Origin of the sequence: Pseudomonas sp. PvP089 (genome assembly GCF_017875165.1) — a bacterium.
Lineage (GTDB): Bacteria > Pseudomonadota > Gammaproteobacteria > Pseudomonadales > Pseudomonadaceae > Aquipseudomonas > Aquipseudomonas fortuita.
Window position 1 is genome coordinate 2,089,107 of the sequence record NZ_JAGGME010000001.1, and the last position, 20,242, is coordinate 2,109,348.

The window sequence follows — 20,242 nt, forward strand, 5'->3', positions numbered from 1 at the left end:
TCAGTGCAAGCGTTGCTCGACTCCGTCAAATCGTTGTCCACCAAAGAGCGTCACGCTCTGGCCATGCTCCTGAAGCGTCAGGGAATCAACTTGTACGGAGTCGCGCCGATCCCTGCGAGGGCGCCGGAGGAGGTCCTGGCACTGTCCTACGCCCAGCAGCGGCAGTGGTTTCTCTGGCAGATGGACCCCCAGGGCAGCGCTTACAACATTCCGGTCGCCCTGCGCCTGAAGGGCGATCTCGACCTCAAGGCGTTGCAGGCCAGCTTCGACGGCCTGATCGCTCGACACGAAACCCTGCGCACTACCATTCACCTCGACGGTGACCAACCGGTGCAGGTGATTCACCCCGAGGCACCCTTCGCGCTGGTGATCGAAACGCTCAAGGGCATCGGTGCCGATGCCACTGCGGCACTCAAGGCTTGGGTGGAGCAGGAAGTTCAACAGCCATTCGACCTGGAGCAAGGCCCCTTGCTGCGGGTCAAGCTGCTGCGCCTGGCGGCGGATGACCATGTGCTGGTCCTGACCTTGCACCACATCGTCTCCGATGGCTGGTCGACACCGATCATGGTCGACGAGCTGGTGCGTTTCTACGAAGCTGCCAGATCCGGGCAGGCACTGCGACTGCCGGCGCTCCCGGTGCAGTATGCCGACTACGCGTTGTGGCAACGGCAATGGATGGAAGCGGGCGAGCGCGAAAAGCCGCTGGGCTACTGGACGGCGCGGCTGGGGGACGAACAACCTGTGCTCGAATTGCCGCTGGACCGCCCGCGTGGCTCGGTGCAGAGCCCGGCAGGCGCGCGCTTCGACGTCACCCTCGCCGATGCGCTGGCGGACGCGCTGAAGCTGTTGGCCAAGCGCCAGGGCGTGACCCTCTTCACGTTGCTGCTGGCAAGCTTCCAGGCCCTGCTGCACCGCTACAGCGGGCAGAACGACATCCGGGTCGGCGTCCCGATCGCCAACCGCAATCGCAGCGAAGTCGAGGGCCTCATCGGCTTCTTCGTCAACACCCAGGTGCTCAAGGCCGAATTCGACCTGACCACCACCTTCGATGCGCTGGTCGAGCAGGTGCACCAGGCCGGGCTCGGCGCACAGGCGCATCAGGACCTGCCGTTCGAGCAACTGGTCGAAGCCCTGCAGCCAGAGCGCAGCCTCAGTCATAGCCCGTTGTTCCAGGTGATGCACAACCACGCCAGCGAGGGGCGTGGCCAAGCACGGCATCTGCCAGGCCTGACCCTGGAGGCGCTCGACTGGGAAATCCATACCACCCAGTTCGACCTGGCCTTGAACACGCTCGAGCATGAGCACGGCATCGGTGCGTTCCTGACCTACGCCACCGCGCTGTTCGACGAAGCCACCATCGCCCAGCTCGCCGGGCACTGGCAGGGCCTGCTGGCCGCCATCGTCGCCCAGCCGCAGCAGCGCATTGCCGAGCTGCCACTGCTGAATGCCACCCAGCAACAACAGGTGCTCCACGACTGGAACCGCACCCAGGCCGATTACCCGGTCGAGCAGTGCCTGCAGCAACTGATCGAAGCCCAGGTCACCGCCACCCCGGATGCCCCGGCGCTGGTATTTGCCGATCAGGCCCTGAGCTATGGCCAGCTGAACCGGCGCGCCAACCAGCTGGCGCACAAGCTGCGCGAGCAGGGCGTGGGGCCGGACGTGCTGGTGGGCATTGCCGCCGAGCGCAGCGTGGACATGGTCATCGGCCTGCTGGGCATTCTCAAGGCCGGTGGCGCCTATGTGCCGCTGGACCCGGAATACCCCGCCGAGCGCCTGGCCTACATGATGCAGGACAGCGGCATCGGCCTGTTGTTGACGCAAGCCCACCTGCTGGCGCAGTTGCCGGTGCCCGAGGGTGTGCAGCCGCTGCTGCTTGAGCCGCTGGCGGGCTACAGTGAGGCCAACCTGGTTCACCACACCTGCCCGGACAACCTGGCCTACGTGATCTACACCTCCGGCTCCACCGGCCGCCCCAAGGGCGCGGGCAACAGCCATCGGGCGCTGGTCAACCGCCTGTGCTGGATGCAGAAGGCCTATGGCCTGGACGCCGGCGATACCGTGTTGCAGAAGACCCCGTTCAGTTTCGACGTCTCGGTCTGGGAGTTCTTCTGGCCACTGCTTGTCGGCGCTCGCCTGGCGGTGGCACAACCGGGCGAACACCGTGATCCGCAGCGCCTGGTCGAGGTGATCAGGCAGCACGCGGTGACCACGCTGCACTTCGTGCCTTCGATGCTGCAGGCCTTCATGGGCAGCGCCGAGGTCGAGCGCTGCAGCGGCCTCAAGCGCGTGGTGTGCAGCGGCGAAGCCTTGCCCGCAGAGCTGGCGCAACAGACCCTGGCAAGGTTGCCCGGCGCCCAGTTGTACAACCTCTACGGCCCGACCGAAGCGGCCATCGACGTCACCCACTGGACCTGCCGCCCAGGCAGCGACAGCGGCGTGCCGATCGGCCGCCCGATCGACAACCTGAAGACGCACATCCTCGGCGCCGGTTTGCAGAGTGTCGCCCCACGAGCTGCCGGTGAGCTGTACCTGGGCGGCGTCGGCCTGGCCCGCGGTTATCACCGGCGCCCGGCGCTGACGGCGGAACGCTTCGTCCCGGACCCTTTCGACAGTACGGCCCAGGGCGGCGGTCGCCTGTACCGCACCGGTGACCTCGCGCGTTATCGGGCTGACGGGGTGATCGAGTACAAGGGCCGTCTCGACCACCAGGTGAAAATCCGCGGCCTGCGCATCGAACTGGGCGAGATCGAGACACGCCTGCTCGAGCACCCGAGCGTGCGCGAGGCGGTGGTGCTGGACATCGACGGGCCGGGTGGCAAGCAACTGGCCGGCTACCTGGTGGTGGTCGGCGAAGCACCGGCCGACCCGCAGCAGCAGAACGCACTGCGCAGCGAACTGCGCGAGCACCTCAGGCACGGGCTGGCCGACTACATGGTCCCGACCTACCTGCTGTTCCTTGAGCGCCTGCCGGTAACGGCCAACGGCAAGCTGGACCGCAAGGCCCTGCCCAAACCCGACGCAAGCGTGCTGCAGGACAGCTACGTGGCCCCGCGCAGCGAGCTGGAGCAACAGATCGCGGCAATCTGGGCCGAGGTCCTGAAGCTCGATCGGGTCGGCGTGACGGACAACTTCTTCGAACTGGGCGGGGATTCGATCATCTCGATTCAGGTGGTCAGCCGGGCGAGACAGGCCGGGATCCACTTCACACCCAAAGCGCTGTTCCAGCATCAGACCGTACAAGACCTGGCCTCGGTGGCCACGCGCATGGAAGGCAGCGGCCCGCAGATCGACCAGGCCCCGGTGGTCGGCGAGACACGCTTGCTGCCTATCCAGCAGGCGTTTTTCGAACAGTCGATCGCCGAGCCTCATCACTGGAACCAGGCGGTCCTGCTTGCTTCGACGAGGCTCATCGATGGCGCCGCGCTGGAAAAGGCCTTGCACACGCTGGTCGAGCATCACGATGCGTTGCGCCTGCGCTTCACGCCACAACAGGACGCAGGCGCATGGCTCGCCGCCCATTGCGCCCCGGGCGACGTTGAGGCCGGGCTGCTGTGGGCAGAGACCCTGACCGACGCGAACGCGCTACAAGCCCTGTGCGAGCGAGCGCAGCGCAGCCTGAACCTGCAACAGGGTCCGCTGTTGCGCGCTGTACTGGCGACCTTGCCCGATGGCAGCCAGCGCCTGCTCCTGGTGATTCATCACCTGGCGGTGGACGGGGTGTCCTGGCGCATTCTCCTGGAGGACCTGCAGAACGCCTATGACCGCCACGTGGCAGGCCAACCTGCCGTGCTGCCCGCCAGGACCACCTCGACCAAAGCCTGGGCCGAACGGCTGCAGGCCTACGCGCAGAGCGATGCAGTGCAGGCAGAGCTCGGTTACTGGCAGTCGCAGTTGCAAGGGGTCGACGCGCAACTGCCCCAGGACAGGGCTGATGGATCGCTGCATGGCCGCCACACCGCGACGGTGCATGCGCGCCTGGACCGGCAGCAAACGTCGCGGCTGTTACAACAGGCGCCAGCCGCCTACCGCACCCAGGTCAACGACTTGCTGCTGACCGCCCTGGCCCGTGTGATCGCCCGTTGGACGCAGCGCGATGAGGTGCTGGTGCAACTGGAAGGGCATGGCCGTGAAGACCTGTTCGATGCGGTCGACCTGACCCGTACTGTCGGCTGGTTGACCAGCCTGTTCCCGGTGAAGCTGACAGCGGCGCCGACCCTCGATGCCTCGATCAAGCAGATCAAGGAACAACTCCGCGCGATCCCCGACAAGGGCATCGGTTATGGCGCGCTGCGTTATCTGGGGGATTCGCACGCACGGGATGTGCTGGCTCGCCTGCCAGTGCCCCCCATCACGTTCAATTACCTGGGGCAGCTTGACAGCACCTTTGCCGAAAGCCCAGGCACAGCCACGGAGCGATTCCTGCAGCCGGCCAGCGAGAGCAGCGGGGCTAGCCAGTCTGCCGAGGCCTTGCTGGAAAACCTGCTGTCCATCAACGGGCAGGTCTACGCTGGCGAGCTGAGCCTGGCCTGGACGTTCAGCCAGGACATGTTCGACCGCGCCACGGTACAGGCCGTGGCCGACGACTATGTCAGCGAGCTTCAGGCGCTGATCGACCATTGCGTCGATCAGGACGTAGTCGCCCTGACACCGTCCGATGTCCCGCTGGCTGCGCTGGATCAGGCCCAGCTGGATGCCTTGCCGCTTCCGGCAGGTGCCATCGAGGACATCTATCCGCTTTCGCCCATGCAGCAGGGCATGCTGTTTCACACGGTCTTCGAGCAAGGCCAGGGCGAGTATGTCAATCAGATGCGCGTCAACGTTTCGGGCCTGGATATCGAGCGGTTCAAGCGTGCCTGGCAGGCAATGCTGGACCGACACGACGTGTTGCGCGCCGCATTCGTCGCCAACCTTGAACGCCCGGTGCAGGTGATCCGCAAACACGTCGAGCTGCCGTTCGACGTGCTGGACTGGACCGCGCAGGAGGACATCGAGGGGCGGCTGGATGCCTGGGCCGAGGCCGATCGTCGGCGTGGCTTCGACCTGCAGGCGGCACCCTTGTTGCGACTGACAGTCATCCAGACAGACAGTGCGCAGCATCACCTGGTCTTCACCAGTCACCATATCCTGATGGATGGCTGGAGCAATGCGCAGCTGCTGGGCGAGGTGTTGCAGCACTACGCGGGCGTTGCTTTGGCGCGACCGGCCGGGCGCTACCGCGACTATATCGAATGGCTGCAGCGCCAGGATGCCGAGCAGAGCGAGACGTTCTGGCGCCAGCAATTGCTGCACCTCAGCGAGCCCACGCGACTGGCCCAGGCGCTGCGCCTGGATAGAAGCCGCGCGGACACCGGCCATGGCGAACATCATCAGACGCTCGACGCAGCCTGCGCCCAGGCGTTGAGCGCGTTTGCAAGGCAACGACGGGTGACGGTCAATACCTTGCTGCAGGCAGCCTGGCTGCTGCTGTTGCACCGCTATACCGGCCAGGAAGGCGTGGCATTCGGTGCCACGGTTGCCGGCCGGCCGGCGGACCTGCGTGGCGTCGAGCACCAGCTGGGCCTGTTCATCAACACGCTACCAGTGGCAGCCAGGCTGCAGCCTGACCTGCGGGTGGGGGAGTGGGTCGAACGTCTGCAGGCACAGAACCTGAGCATGCGCGAACATGAACACACGCCGCTCTACGACATTCAGCGTTGGGCGGGCTCGGCCGGTGAGCCGTTGTTCGACACGCTGCTGGTGTTCGAGAACTACCCGGTCGGGGAAGTCCTGCAGCAGGGCTCCAGCGCAGGCCTGGCGTTTTCAGGCACGCAGAATCGCGAGCGGACCAACTATCCGCTGACGCTGATGATCGAGTCGGGCAATGCCCTGACGATCCACTACCACTACGACCGCAGTCACCTCGGCGACACCGGCGTCGAGCAGATCGCCCGGCACTTTGCCAATCTGCTGAACGCCCTGGTGCAGCACGCCGATACCCCGGTCGGTGAACTGCAGATGCTCGATGACGAAGAGCGACAGCGCATCGTCCACGACTGGAACCGTACCCAGATGCAGTACCCGCATGAGCGCAGCCTGCCCGAGCTGTTCGAAATGCAGGTCGCGCGCACCCCTGAGGCCCCGGCACTGTTGTTTGCCGAGCAGACCTTGAGCTATGGCGAGCTCAATCAGCGCGCCAACCGCCTGGCGGGCAAGCTGCGCACAATGGGCGTCGGGCCGGATGTGCTGGTCGCGATTGCCGTCGAGCGATCGGTGGAAATGGTCGTTGGCCTGCTGGCGATCCTCAAGGCCGGTGGCGCCTATGTGCCATTGGACCCGGAGTATCCGCGCGAGCGCCTGGGGTACATGATGGAGCAGAGCGGGGCGCATCTGCTGCTGACCCTCAGCCATCTGCTGCCGCAGCTGCCCACCCACAGCGTGCAGACCTGGTGCCTGGACAGCGACTGGCATCAGGTGGCGGCCTTCGATGGCGAGAACCTCGGTATCGAGCAGCATCCCGAGCACCTTGCCTATTGCATCTACACCTCCGGTTCCACCGGTCGGCCCAAGGGGGTCGAGGTGCGCCACCAGGCACTGGTCAACTTCCTTGCCAGCATGGCGGTCGAGCCTGGGATCGACGCCGGCGATCGGGTCCTGGCGCTGACCTCGCTGTCGTTCGACATTGCCGGCCTGGAGCTGTACCTGCCGTTGCTGGCCGGGGCTTCGGTGGTGCTGATCGGCGAGCGCCAGAACAAAGATCCGTCGGCGCTGCAGGCTGTGATCGAGCGCCACGCCATCACCACCGTCCAGGCCACACCTTCGACCTGGCGCATGCTGCTGCAGGCGCTGCCTGCGCAGACCCTGCGCGGTTGCAAGGTCATCAGTGGCGGTGAGGCGCTGCCTGTCGACCTCGCCGAGCAGTTGCTGGCGCTGTGCGGGCGCATCTGGAACCTGTACGGGCCAACCGAGACGACGATCTGGTCGGCGGCGTACTGCCTGGACAACCAACATCCCTTGCCGTTGCTGGGCAAGCCGATCGCCAACACGACCTTGCAGGTCATGGCGCACGATCTGTCGACTGCCGCGATCGGCATGGCCGGGGAACTGATGATCGGTGGCGATGGCCTGGCGCGGGGTTATCAGCGCCGCGCGGCATTGACGGCCGAGCGCTTCGTCCCGGACCCATACGATCGCAGCGGGCAGGGTGGTGGCCGGCTTTACCGTACCGGTGACCTGGCCAGCTATCGCAGCGATGGGGTGCTCGAGTACGTGGGCCGCATCGACCACCAGGTAAAGGTGCGTGGCTATCGCATCGAACTGGGCGAGATCGAGGCAAGGCTGATCGATGATCCTGCTGTGCGCGAGGCGGTGGTCATCGACATCGATGGCCCTGGTGGCAAGCAACTGGCCGGCTACCTGGTCTCGAGCGGCGAAGCAGCGGTCGCGACGGAGGAACAGCGCAGCGCCCTGCGTCGCCATCTGCGCGAACAGCTGCGCGCGACCTTGCCGGATTACATGGTCCCCGCGTACCTCACCTGGCTCGATGCACTGCCGCTGACACCCAACGGCAAGCTCGACCGCAAAGCGTTGCCCCAGCCTGATCCTGGCGTATCGCAGCAAGGCCATGTCGCGCCGCAGAGCGAGGTGGAGCAGCAGATCGCTGCCGTCTGGGCGCAGCTGCTGAATGTCGAGAAGGTCGGCCTCAATGACAATTTCTTCGAGTTGGGAGGGCACTCGCTGTTGGCGCTATCAGTGCTCTCGCGCTTGCAACTTTCGCTGGGATTGACCGTGGAACCGGCCGTTCTCTTCCAGCACCCGGTCCTTGGCGATTTTGCCAGATACATCGAATCCATCGGCGATGCGTCGGCTTTCGACGAAAAACTGCAGCGTCTGGATAGGCTTTTTGAAGAGTTCGAGGTGAATGAATGAGTAACGATGCCGCGCTGAATATCGCCACGCGTTTTGTCACGCTGCCGCTGGCCAAGCGCAAGCTGTATCTGCAGAAGATGCACGCCGAGAACATTTCTCCGGCTAACTTGCCAGTGCCTTGCACCCAGTCGCTGTTCGACCGCGTTCCGGTATCGTTCGCCCAGCAGCGTCAATGGTTCCTGTGGCAGATGGATCCGCAGAGCACGGCCTACAACCTGGCTATTGCGCTGAGACTGCAGGGCGCACTGGATATCGACGCCCTGCGTGGCGCCTTCCAGGCCTTGATCGTACGGCACCAGACCTTGCGCACCACGTTCTCGCTCGATGACGAACAGCTCGTTCAGGTCATTCACCCGCCAGAATCGTTCGAAATCGACGCGCAACCCGTCGACGTCGGGGCGGCGCCGGAAACCGACTTGCAGATCAAGGCATGGGTCGAATCTGAGGCTCGCACGCCCTTTGACCTGGAGCGCCAGTGGCCGACCAGGGTCAGGTTGCTGCGTTTGCACGCGCATGACCATGTGTTGATCATCACCCTGCACCATATCGCTACCGATGGCTGGTCAATGCAGGTGCTGGTCGACGAGCTCATCGGGCATTACGCCCACGCATGTACCGGCGAGGCCGTGGACCTTGCTCCGCTGCCCATTCAGTATGCCGACTATGCCATCTGGCAGCGGCACTGGATGGAGGCAGGCGAGCAGGAGCGTCAGCTGGCGTATTGGCGGGCCCACCTGGGGGATGAACATCCGGTGCTGGAACTGCCCAGCGACCGGCCGCGTCCGGCGACGCAGCGCTTCGAAGGCGCGAGCCTGAAGTTCGAGCTCGAATCAGCACTGGCCGACGCGCTCAAGCAACAGGCGCAACAGCAGGGGGTGACGCTTTTCACACTGCTGCTGGCCAGCTTCCAGACCTTGCTGCACCGGTATTCTGGTCAGGATGAAGTGCGTGTCGGGATTCCCATCGCCAATCGTAACCGGGTCGAAACCGAGCGGCTGATCGGTTTCTTCGTCAACACCCAGGTACTCAAGGCGCAGTTCGATAGCTCGCTGACATTCACGGGCTTGCTCAGCCAGATGCACAAGACCACGCTGGCCGCCCAGGCGCATCAGGACCTGCCTTTCGAGCAACTGGTAGAAGCGCTGCACCCGGAACGAAGCCTGAGTCACAGCCCGTTGTTCCAGGTCATGTACAACCACCAGGCGCAAGCCAGGGGAAATGCCCGGCGCCTGCAGGGTCTGCAGGTCGAAGGCATCGCCTGGGAGCGACAGACCGCGCAGTTCGACCTCACGCTGAACACGGTCGAGCATGAGCATGGGATTGCGGTAGAGCTCAACTACGCGACTGCGCTGTTTGAAGCATCGACGGTCGCGCGCATGGCTTCGCATTTGACCCACTTGTTGGAGGCAATCGCCGAGCGGCCTTGGCAGCTTGTCGCCGAGTTGCCGATGCTCGGGCAGCAAGAGCATCGCCAGATTGTGGAGCAGTGGAACAGCACTCAAGCGTCCTACCCTGCCGACCAGGGCATGCATCAGCTGATCGAAGCGCAAGCCCGTGCGACGCCCCAGGCCCCTGCGGTGCTGTTCGGCGAGGATGTGTTGACCTACCGTCAACTGAACCAGCGCGCCAACCGGCTCGCTCACGCGTTGCGCGACAAAGGCGTGGGCCCGGACGTGCTGGTAGGGATCGCGGTGGAGCGTTCGCTCGAGATGGTGGTCGGGCTGCTCGCCGTTCTGAAGGCCGGGGGCGCCTATGTGCCGTTCGATCCCGACTACCCGGCCGAGCGCCTGGCCTACATGATGGAGGACAGCGGCATTCGTCTGCTGCTGACCCAGACTACCCTGCGCGACCAGTTGCCAATCGCCCCCAGCATGGCCTGCATTGTGCTTGATGGCGCAGATGAATGGCTGGCTGCCTATAGCGACGTCGACCCTGTCAACCTCAACGTGCCGGCCGATCTGGCCTACGTGATCTACACGTCGGGCTCGACCGGCAGGCCCAAGGGCGCCGGCAACACGCACCAGGCGCTGGTCAACCGGCTCTGGTGGATGCAGAAGGCCTACGGTCTGGATCACGGCGATACCGTGCTGCAGAAGACGCCCTTCAGCTTTGACGTATCGGTGTGGGAATTCTTCTGGCCACTGTTCACCGGTGCGCGGCTGGCAGTGGCTCGCCCTGGCGATCACCGGGACCCCGAACGCCTGGTGGAGGCGATCAGGCAACACAGGGTCACGACCCTGCATTTTGTTCCGTCCATGCTTCAGGCCTTCATGACCAGCGAGCACGTGGAGCGGTGCGAAACCCTCAAGCGCGTGGTGTGCAGTGGCGAAGCATTGCCTGCTGACCTTTCAGAGCAGGTCCTGGCCAGGCTCAAGCACGTCGGGCTTTTCAACCTTTACGGCCCGACGGAAGCGGCGATCGACGTTACCCACTGGACCTGCCAGGCGCAAGCCAATGGCAGTGTGCCGATCGGCACACCTATCGACAACCTCAAGACCCATGTCCTCAGCAGTGCCTTGCTGCCGGTGCCGCAAGGTGTGGCAGGCGAGCTCTACCTGGGTGGTGTGGGTCTGGCGCGTGGATATCATCGTCGTCCGGGGCTTACGGCGGAGCGGTTCGTGCCCGACCCGCTTGATCGGAGCGAGCAGGGTGGTGCGCGCCTTTACCGCACCGGGGACCTGGCGCGGTACCGCTCGGGCGGCGTAATCGAATACGCTGGCCGCCTCGACCATCAGGTGAAGATTCGCGGCCTGCGCATCGAGCTTGGCGAGATCGAGTCCAAGCTCCTGGAGCACGACAGCGTGCGCGAGGCCGTGGTAATCGATATCGATGGGCCGGGTGGCAAGCAGTTGGCCGCCTATCTGGTGGTCGATGTACACGCTGGCGAGCTGGAAGAACACCTGCGCCGGCACCTCAAGGCCACACTGCCGGACTACATGGTTCCCAGCCATCTGCTGTTCGTCGACGCGCTGCCGCTGACCCCAAACGGCAAGCTGGATCGCAAGGCATTGCCACGCCCGGATGTACGTCAGCGGCAGAAACACCATGTGGCGCCGCGCACCCCTCTCGAGGCGCGAATCGCCGCGATCTGGGCTGACGTCCTCAAGCTTGAACGGGTAGGGGCCACCGACAACTTCTTCGAACTGGGCGGCGACTCGATCATCTCGATCCAGGTGGTCAGCAGGGCCCGCCGCGAGGGCATGACGTTCACGCCCAAACAGCTATTCCAGCTCCAGACAGTCGAGGGGCTGGCGGCCGTGGTCGCCAAGGGGCACGCCCCGGCCATGCAGATTGATCAGGGCGCGGTGCAGGGGCGCATGCAGCTCTTGCCGATTCACCAGGCATTCTTCAACGAAGACATCGCCGATCGTCACCACTGGAACCAGGCCCTTCTGCTCAAGCCCGGAAAGGCCTTGGACAGCAACGTGCTCGACCGCGCGCTGCAAGCGCTGCTGGCCCATCACGATGCGTTGCGCGTGAGCTTCCAGCAGGAAGACGGCAGCACTTGGTCGGCCTGCTATCGCCAGATCGGCGAGCCAGCCCAGGCGACTTGCCTGTGGCAAGCGCAACTTCAGCACCCGTCCGAACTGCAGGCGCTGTGCGACAAGGCGCAACGCAGCCTCGATCTGCAGCAAGGGCCACTGCTGCGAGCCGTGCTGGCAGACCTGCCCGACGGTAACCAGCGGCTACTGCTGGTGATCCACCACCTGGCGGTGGATGGCGTTTCATGGCGAATTCTGCTCGAAGACCTGCAGGCCGCCTACCGTCAGGAGGCGCTGGGTCAGACCATTTCCCTGCCAGCCAAGACCAGTTCCGTCAAGGCATGGGCCGAGGCGCTGCAGACGTACGCCAACAGCGAGGTATTGCGCAATGAACTGCCGTATTGGCAGGCACTGTCAGCGGTCGATGCCACTCTCCCTTGCGACAACGTTGACGGTTCACTGCAGGCCAGGCATGCAGCTGTCGCCCGGACACGGCTCGATGAGCGCTACACCCGCCAGCTCCTGCAGGACGCTCCTGGGGCTTATCGCACTCAGGTCAACGACCTGTTGTTGACGGCCCTGGCCCGCGTGATCGCCCGCTGGACGAAGCAGGAAGAGGTGCTCGTGCAACTGGAAGGGCACGGTCGTGAGGAACTGTGCGATAACGTCGATCTCAGCCGTACCGTTGGTTGGTTCACGAGCATGTTCCCGGTCAGGCTCAGCACCGCCGAGGCGATGGACACCTCGATCAAGACCATCAAGGAGCAGCTGCGTGCGGTTCCCAACAAGGGGCTTGGGTTCGGAGCGCTGCGCTATCTGGGCGACCAAGAGGCCAGCCAGGCCTTGGCGGAACTGGCACCACCCAGGATCACCTTCAATTACCTCGGGCAGTTCGATGCCAGCTTCGACGAGCCTGCCGGCGAACTCGGCCAGGCAGCCTTCCTCATGCCTGCTGTCGAGCACAGTGGCGCAAGCCGGGGCGAGACAGCGCCGCTGGGCAACTGGTTATCGATCGATGGGCAGATATTCAAAGGCGAGCTGAGCCTGAACTGGACCTTCAGCCAGGCCATGTTCGAGGTCACGACGGTCGAACGCCTGGCAGCCGAATACGCTCGGGAATTGCAGGATCTGATTGATCACTGCGTATCCGAAAGTGCCTTCGGCAGGACGCCTTCGGATTTCCCCCTGTGCAACTTGAACCAGGCGCAACTCGACGCCTTGCCTGTGCCCCTCGTCGAAGTCGAGGACATCTACCCGTTGTCGCCGATGCAGCAGGGGATGCTGTTTCACAGCGCCTATGAGCAGACCGGAGATTACATCAACCAGATGCGTGTCGACGTTCAGGGCCTGGACGCTGCGCGCTTCGATCAAGCCTGGCAGGCGATGGCGGCGCAGCATGATGTGCTGCGTGCCAATTTCATCACCTTGTTCGATCAGCCCTTGCAGATCATTCGTGAGCAGGTGCAGATCCCTTGCACCGAACTGGACTGGTCGGCGTCCAAGGATCTGCAACGCGAGCTCTGCGTCTGGGCCGAGCACGATCGTCGCAAGGGCTTCGACCTGCAGCATGATCCGTTGCTCAGGATAACCGCGATCCGTACAGGCCCCGATAGCCATCACCTGATCTATACCAGCCACCACATCCTCATGGATGGCTGGAGCAATTCGCAGTTGCTTGGCGAGGTGCTGCAGCACTACGCGGGGCAGCCGGCCGAGCGTAAGCCTGGACGTTACCGTGACTACATCCAGTGGCTGCAGGGACAGGGCAAGGATCGCAGCGAAGCCTTCTGGCGAGAGCAGCTTCAGGATCTGCAGGAGCCGACACATCTGGCGCAAGTGTTCCGACAAGGCAAGTCGAACAAGGACAGCGGTTATGCCGATCATTATCAGGTGCTGGACTGGCAGCCCACGCTGAGTGAGTTCGCCCGTGAACGACGGGTTACCGTCAATACGCTGGTGCAAGCGGCCTGGCTGTTGCTGCTACAACGTTATACTGGCCAGGAATGCGTCGCCGTGGGCGCCACGGTCGCTGGCCGACCGGCGGAAGTGGCCGGTGCGGAGCATCAGCTGGGTCTGTTCATCAATACGTTGCCGGTGATCAACCGGCTGCAGCCGACGATCACCGTGGAGCAATGGGTCACCGAACTGCAGGGGCGGAACCTGGCACTGCGCGAGCATGAACACACCGCGCTGTATGACGTCCAGCGCCTGGCTGGCGTAGCGGCGGATGGGCTGTTCGATACCTTGCTGGTGTTCGAGAACTACCCTGTCTCCGAGGCGCTGCGCGAGGGTGCTCCTGCAGGCTTGAGGTTCATCGACACGCATATTCACGAGCAGACCAACTACCCCTTGACCTTGGCCATTGGCCTGGGTGCGCAGTTGTCCGTTCACTACAGCTATGACCGTTCGAGCTTCAGTGACCGGGACATCGAGCAAATCGCCGGGCACTTCGCCAACCTGCTGCATGCCATCATCCAGAAGCCGCAGCGCCTTATTTCCGAGCTGCCGATGTTGGGTGTGGATGAATGCCGTCGCATCGTGGAGGAATGGAACCACACGACGGTCGATTACCCTGGCGCTCACTGCGTGCACCAGTTGTTCGAGGCCCAGGTACTGCAACGACCCGAGGCCGTCGCCCTGGTATTTGCTGGGCAGCAGCTCACGTACCGGCAGCTCAATGTCCGCGCCAATGGCCTGGCGCACCGCTTGCGCGAGCGCGGCGTGGGCCCGGACGTATTGGTCGGTATTGCCCTGGAACGTTCGGTGGACATGGTTGTGGGATTGCTGGCAATCCTGAAAGCAGGGGGGGCCTATGTCCCTCTCGACCCTGAATATCCCCAGGACCGTCTGGCGTACATGATCGAAGACAGTCGAATCCAGCTGCTGTTGACCCATCGAAATGTCCAGCTACCTGCCTGTCCACACATCCACACCCTGATGCTTGATGAGCTGGATGACTGCCTGACGTGGCCGGCTGACAACCTGGCGTTTGCAGGGCACCCTGGCAACCTGGCCTATGTGATCTACACCTCCGGCTCGACGGGCAAGCCCAAAGGTGCCGCCAATACCCACGAAGCGCTGCTGAACAGGCTGTTCTGGATGCAGGACGCCTACGCGTTGCGCACCGATGACAAGGTCCTGCAGAAAACCCCTTTCAGCTTCGATGTATCGGTCTGGGAGTTTTTCTGGCCGTTGATGACGGGAGCCCGACTGGTGCTCGCCCAACCGGGCGAACATCGCGACCCGGCGCTGCTCATGCGGCTGATCAAGACCGAAGCCATCACCACATTGCACTTCGTGCCATCGATGCTGCAGGCCTTCATCAGTGGTGACAGCCCGCAGGCGGCCTGTACTTCGCTACGGCAGGTGATGTGTTCCGGCGAGGCGCTGCCGCTTGAGCTGCAACGCAGCGCGATGGCATTGCTGCCGGGTACCCAGTTCTACAACCTGTACGGGCCTACCGAAGCGGCTATCGACGTCACCCATTGGCACTGTGTGGACGAGCAAAGTCACAGCGTTCCGATCGGCCGGCCGATTGCCAACCTGCATACCTACATTCTTGACGATGAGCTCAACCCGGTGCCTGCGCCGGTCACGGGCGAACTGTATCTGGGCGGTATCGGCCTGGCCCGCGGTTACCATGAGCGCGCGATGCTGACGGCCGAGCGTTTCTGTGTCAGCCCCTTCGGTGACGGGGAGCGTCTCTACCGCACAGGTGACCTGGCGCGCCAGCGTGAAGACGGGGTGATCGAGTACGCTGGGCGGATCGACCACCAGGTGAAGATCCGTGGCCTGCGTATCGAGCTTGGCGAGATCGAGGCGAGCCTGCTGGAGCACCCGGCCGTGAAGGAAGCCGCTGTCCTGGCAATCGACCTGGCGACCGGCAAGCAACTGGTGGCGTTTGTCGTCATCGACCGTGAAGAACACCTGAACGATGTAAAGGCCGTACTGGCGCGCCGGCTGCCTGATTACATGGTGCCTTACCATTACGTTCTGCTCGACAGCATGCCGCTGTCACCCAACGGCAAGCTGGACCGCAAGCGCCTGCCGATGCCCGAGCTCAAGGCCAACGTGCAGCAATACAGCGCCCCGAGCAACGAAGTCGAAAGTGCCCTGGCGCTGATCTGGCAGGAAGTCTTGCAGCGGGAACAGGTAGGTATTCACGACAACTTCTTCGAGCTTGGTGGCGACTCGATCGTGTCGATCCGCATCGCCAGCAAGGCGCGGCTTGCAGGTTACGACGTCTCTCCGAAACGGGTATTCGAGCACCAGACCATCGCTCAGCTCGCCGCGACGTTGGAGCGCCATGCGCCTGTATCCGAAGCGCCAGTCATTGCCCGAGTCGCCGTCAGTGAAGAACAGCGAGCGTTGTTGCCCCTGTCCGCCGACGTCATTGAAGATGTCTACCCGCTCTCGCCGATGCAGCAGGGCATGCTGTTCCATTCCATCGAGGAGAAGGGTGAAGGGCTGTATATCCATCAGGTCAGCCTGCCGGTGACCGGCCTGAAGACCGCACCTTTCATTCAGGCATGGGCAGCGGTGACCGCGCGTCACGAGGTGCTGCGTACCAGTTTCCACTGGGCCGGCCTGGCCGAACCGCTGCAGGTTGTCCATACACAGGCGCAGATGCCCGTAAGGGAAATCGATCTGCAGGGCAGCGAGGCGCCTGACGCGACCGTGCAGGCGCTTGCCCATGAAGAGTGGCTGAACGGTTTCGACCTGACCCAGGCACCTCTGCATAGGCTATTGCTGGTGAAGCTGGACTCGAACACCTATCACATGACCTGGACCAGCCACCACATCTTGATGGACGGCTGGAGCACCTCCCGGCTGTTTGCCGAGGTCATGCAGCACTACGCCGGCAAACCAGTGTCCGGTAGTGTCGGTCGTTATGGTGATTTCATCGCGTGGCTGCAGGCCCAGGACAAGGGGCGGCAGGAGGCCTTCTGGCGTGAAAGTCTGGCAGGTGTCGAGCCTACCTTGTTGGCCCAGACGATTCACCCGCGACACAGCGCCAACGAAACCGGGCACAACGCACTCTATTCACGCTGGGACAAAGCGTGGACGACGCGCCTGCAGGATTACTGCCGAAACCTGAGAGTCACGCCCAACACCGTAATCCAGGGCGCCTGGCTGTTGTTGCTGCAGCGCTACACGGCCAAATCTGCAGTCACCTTCGGGGCGACCGTCGCTGGTCGGCCGGAGTCGCTGCCGGGCGCCGACAGCACCTTGGGGCTGTTCATCAACACATTGCCGGTATCGCAGGAACTTGACCCGACCGCCTGCCTGGAGGACTGGCTCCGTGACCTGCAGGCTTACAACCTGGAGCTGCGCAACTGGTCACATACCCCACTGAACGATGTCCAGAGGTGGTCCGGTACCCCAGGTCAGACGCTGTTCGACAGCATTATCGTGTTCGAGAACTACCCGATCGACGAGAGCATGCGCGAGTCGTCCGATGCCGAAGTGGGCTTTGGCGAATCCAGTGGCGTGGGTGTGACCAACGTTCCCATGGACTTGGCCGTGCATCTCAACGACACCTTGTCGATTGAATACCTGTACCTGCGCAACAGCTTCAGTGAAGCGGCGGTACAAGGCATCCGGCAGACCATGGAAGCCACACTGGACGCCATGTTGAGCCAGCCTCGGGCGAGGCTTGGCAATCTGCAGTGCTTGCTGCCTGCCCAACTGGAGCAGGCAGCGCAATGGGGCGCCGAGCCTGCGACGGTCTATGGTACGCAGACACTGGCGCAGTCGATTGCAGCGCAAGCTCAGCGCCAACCGGATGCCGTCGCGCTGGTGTGTGCCGAGCGAAGCCTCACCTACGCGGAGCTGGAGCGGCAGGCCGAGCATCTGTGCACCGTGCTGCGGCTCAAGGGTGCCGCGCCCGAAGTGATCGTCGGCGTGGCCCTGGAGCGGTCGCTGGAGCTGGTCGTGACGTTGCTGGCGATCATGAAGACGGGGGCTGCCTATGTACCTCTGGATCTCGAGTACCCGGCAGATCGCCTGGCCTGGATGATCGAGGACTCGGGCATGCAGCTGCTGGTGACGCGCCACTCGCTGCTGCAGCGCCTGCCGTCACTGGAACGTGTACACGTCATCGAGCCTGTTGCTGATCAGCGGGTCCCCCAGCCGACGCTGCCTCCTGCGGCCATCGAAGACGGCAACCTGGCCTACCTGATCTACACCTCGGGCTCGACCGGCAAGCCAAAAGGCGTAGCTGTCGCCCAGGGCCCATTGAGCCGGCATTGTCAGGCTATCGTGGAGCGATACGAAATGGGGCCCTCGACGCGAGAACTGCATTTCATGTCGTTCGCCTTCGATGGTGCTCAGGAGCGCTGGCTGAGTACCCTGCTCTGCGGTGGCACGCTGGTCATACGCGACGGTGACGTGTGGACAGTGGAGCAGACCCTGCAGGCTTTGTGGCGCCAGCGCATCACCATCGCCTGTTTCCCGCCGGCCTACCTCAAGCAGTTGGCAGAGTCGGTGCAGGCCAGCGGCGATCAGCCGCCACCGGTGCAGATCTACTGCTTTGGTGGCGATGCGGTGCCCGAACAGACGTTCGAGCAGGTCAGGAAGACCCTCAAGCCCACCTGGATGACCAATGGCTACGGCCCTACCGAAACGGTGGTGACGCCGCTTTTGTGGAAGGTGCCTGGAGACGGTCATTGTGCGGCTGCCTATGCGCCTATCGGCCATGCGGTCGGTCGGCGCTCCCTTCGTGTACTCGATGACGAGCTCAACCCGCTGCCTCCGGGCTTCGCGGGCGAATTGATGATCGGCGGCGACGGCGTCGCTCGCGGCTATCATGGCCGCCCGGCCCTGACTGCGGAGCGCTTCGTGCCTGACCCATTGGGTAAGGAGGGTGCCCGTCTGTACCGCAGCGGTGACCTGGTACGTAGACGGGATGACGGTGTGGTCGACTACGTGGGCCGTATCGACAACCAAGTCAAGATCAGGGGGTTCCGGATCGAGCTCGGTGAAGTCGAAGCCGCTCTGCGTACCCAGGACGGGGTGCGGGACGCCGTCGTTGTCGTGCACGAAACGTCGGTGGGCAAGCAACTGATCGGGTATGTGGTAGGCGAAGACACGAGCATGGCGAAGGCTTTGAGAGCCGTACTGGCTGCCCAATTGCCGGAGTACATGGTGCCGTCGCAGATCATCGTGTTGCCTTCATTCCCGGTCACGCCGAACGGCAAGCTCGACCGCAAGCGCCTGCCGGATCCGGTATTCGAGTCGTCAGGGCATGTCGCTCCTCGCAATGAACAGGAGCGATTGCTGGCGCAGATCTGGGAAGAGGTACTGCAGGTCGATCCCATTGGCATTACGGACAACTTCTTCGAGCTTGGCGGCGACTCCATCCTCAGCCTGCAGGTGGTGTCTCGGGTGAGGAATCACCCGACCTTGGACATGGAACTCAAACTCCGTGATGTGCTGCGTTATCAGACGATCGAGGCGATCGTCGGCAAACAGGAGCAGGCCGACCATGCACCCGTGCAGGTGGCCGACACCGGGGCGGTCGACGGCCTGTTCAATCTGCTGCCCATCCAGGAGTGGATGTTCGCCGAGGCGCTTGCGGACCCCGCGCACTTCAACCAGGCCCTGATGCTCAAACCGCGCATCGCGCTGGACCTGGATGCGCTCGACCAAGCGCTTGCCTGCATCGAAGCGCACCATGACGCCCTGCGGCTGCGCTTCGTTCAGGAGAACGGTCGTTGGCTGCAACGCTACCTGACACCTGATGAGGCCAGGCAACCGCTGCTGCAGCGGGAACAGGCTTGTGACGAGCAGGCGCTGATGACGCTGGCGAATCAGGCTCAACGTAGCCTGAGGCTTGTCGATGGACCTGTCTGGCGAGCTGTGCACGTACAGCTTGCCGATGGGCAGGCGCGACTGTTGCTGGTCATCCATCACCTGGTCATGGACGGTGTGTCATGGCGGGTACTGCTCGAAGACCTGCAGCGGGCTTACCAGGCCTGTACCCAGGGTGACACGCCGGCATTGCCTGCTCGCACCACGAGCTACAGGGCCTGGGCAGAGCTTCTGCGAAAAGAGGCTGCATCGATTGGCGCGCAGCAGGGTGACTGGTGGCTTGCTCAACTCGAACCGCTGTCGAACGAGTTTCCTTGCGACAACCCGCGCGGGCGCAATGAGGTCAGCGAGCAGGCGGCCGCCCATCTGTACCTGACACGGGAAAAGACTGCGCAGTTACTCAAACAGGCGCCTGCCGCCTATCGCACGCAGGTGAACGACATCCTACTGGCGGCGCTGGCACGTGTGCTGTGCCGTTGGAGTGGCGAAGAGGCCGCATTGATCCAGCTGGAAGGCCATGGTCGCGAAGACCTTTACGAAGGCGTGGATCTGTCCCGGACAGTGGGCTGGTTTACCAGCATGTTCCCGGTACGTCTCGCCCCTGGCGAGGCTGCGGCGGTCGGTGAGTCGATCCTGGCCACGCAACGGCAATTGGCGGCGGTACCTGACAAGGGGGTCGGTTATGGCGTGTTGCGTTACCTGGGCGAACCTCGGATGCGCGAGCGCCTGGCGGCAGTAGCTCAACCGCGGGTGACGTTCAACTATTTCGGTCAGTTCGACCAAAGCTTTGACAAGCACGCTTTGCTTGAGCCTGCGCCGGAAGGGTCAGGCGATTGCTATAGCCCGAGGGCGCGCCTGGCCAACTGGCTGGAGATCGTCGGCCAGGTCTACGACGGCTCGCTTTCATTGCGATGCGTCTACAGCAAACGTCGTTATCGGGCGCAGACCATCGACGCCCTGATGGAAAGCTATCGCGAAGAACTTGAACTGCTGATTGATCACTGCCTCTCCGTGACTGGCGCTGCCTGAGTGCAAGCGCC

General features: G+C 63.5%; 2 protein-coding genes. Both read left to right on the top strand.

All coding sequences use genetic code 11. The features are described 5' to 3' along the window. Positions 1-3 precede the first annotated feature (3 nt). Positions 4-7,908: an amino acid adenylation domain-containing protein gene (locus tag J3A71_RS09580; protein ID WP_348635379.1), complete on the top strand. Its 7,905-nt coding sequence runs from the start codon at positions 4-6 to the stop codon at positions 7,906-7,908. Further along, complete coding sequence (locus J3A71_RS09585) at positions 7,905-20,231, top strand: non-ribosomal peptide synthase/polyketide synthase (protein ID WP_096426570.1); 12,327 nt, start codon at positions 7,905-7,907, stop codon at positions 20,229-20,231. The genes J3A71_RS09580 and J3A71_RS09585 overlap by 4 nt, the downstream gene beginning before the upstream one ends. Positions 20,232-20,242 lie beyond the last annotated feature (11 nt).

Coding starts and splice junctions, on each gene's coding strand:
- J3A71_RS09585 (WP_096426570.1), top strand. CDS start 7,905: ATGAGTAACGATGCCGCGCTGAATATCGCCACGCGTTTTGTCACGCTG.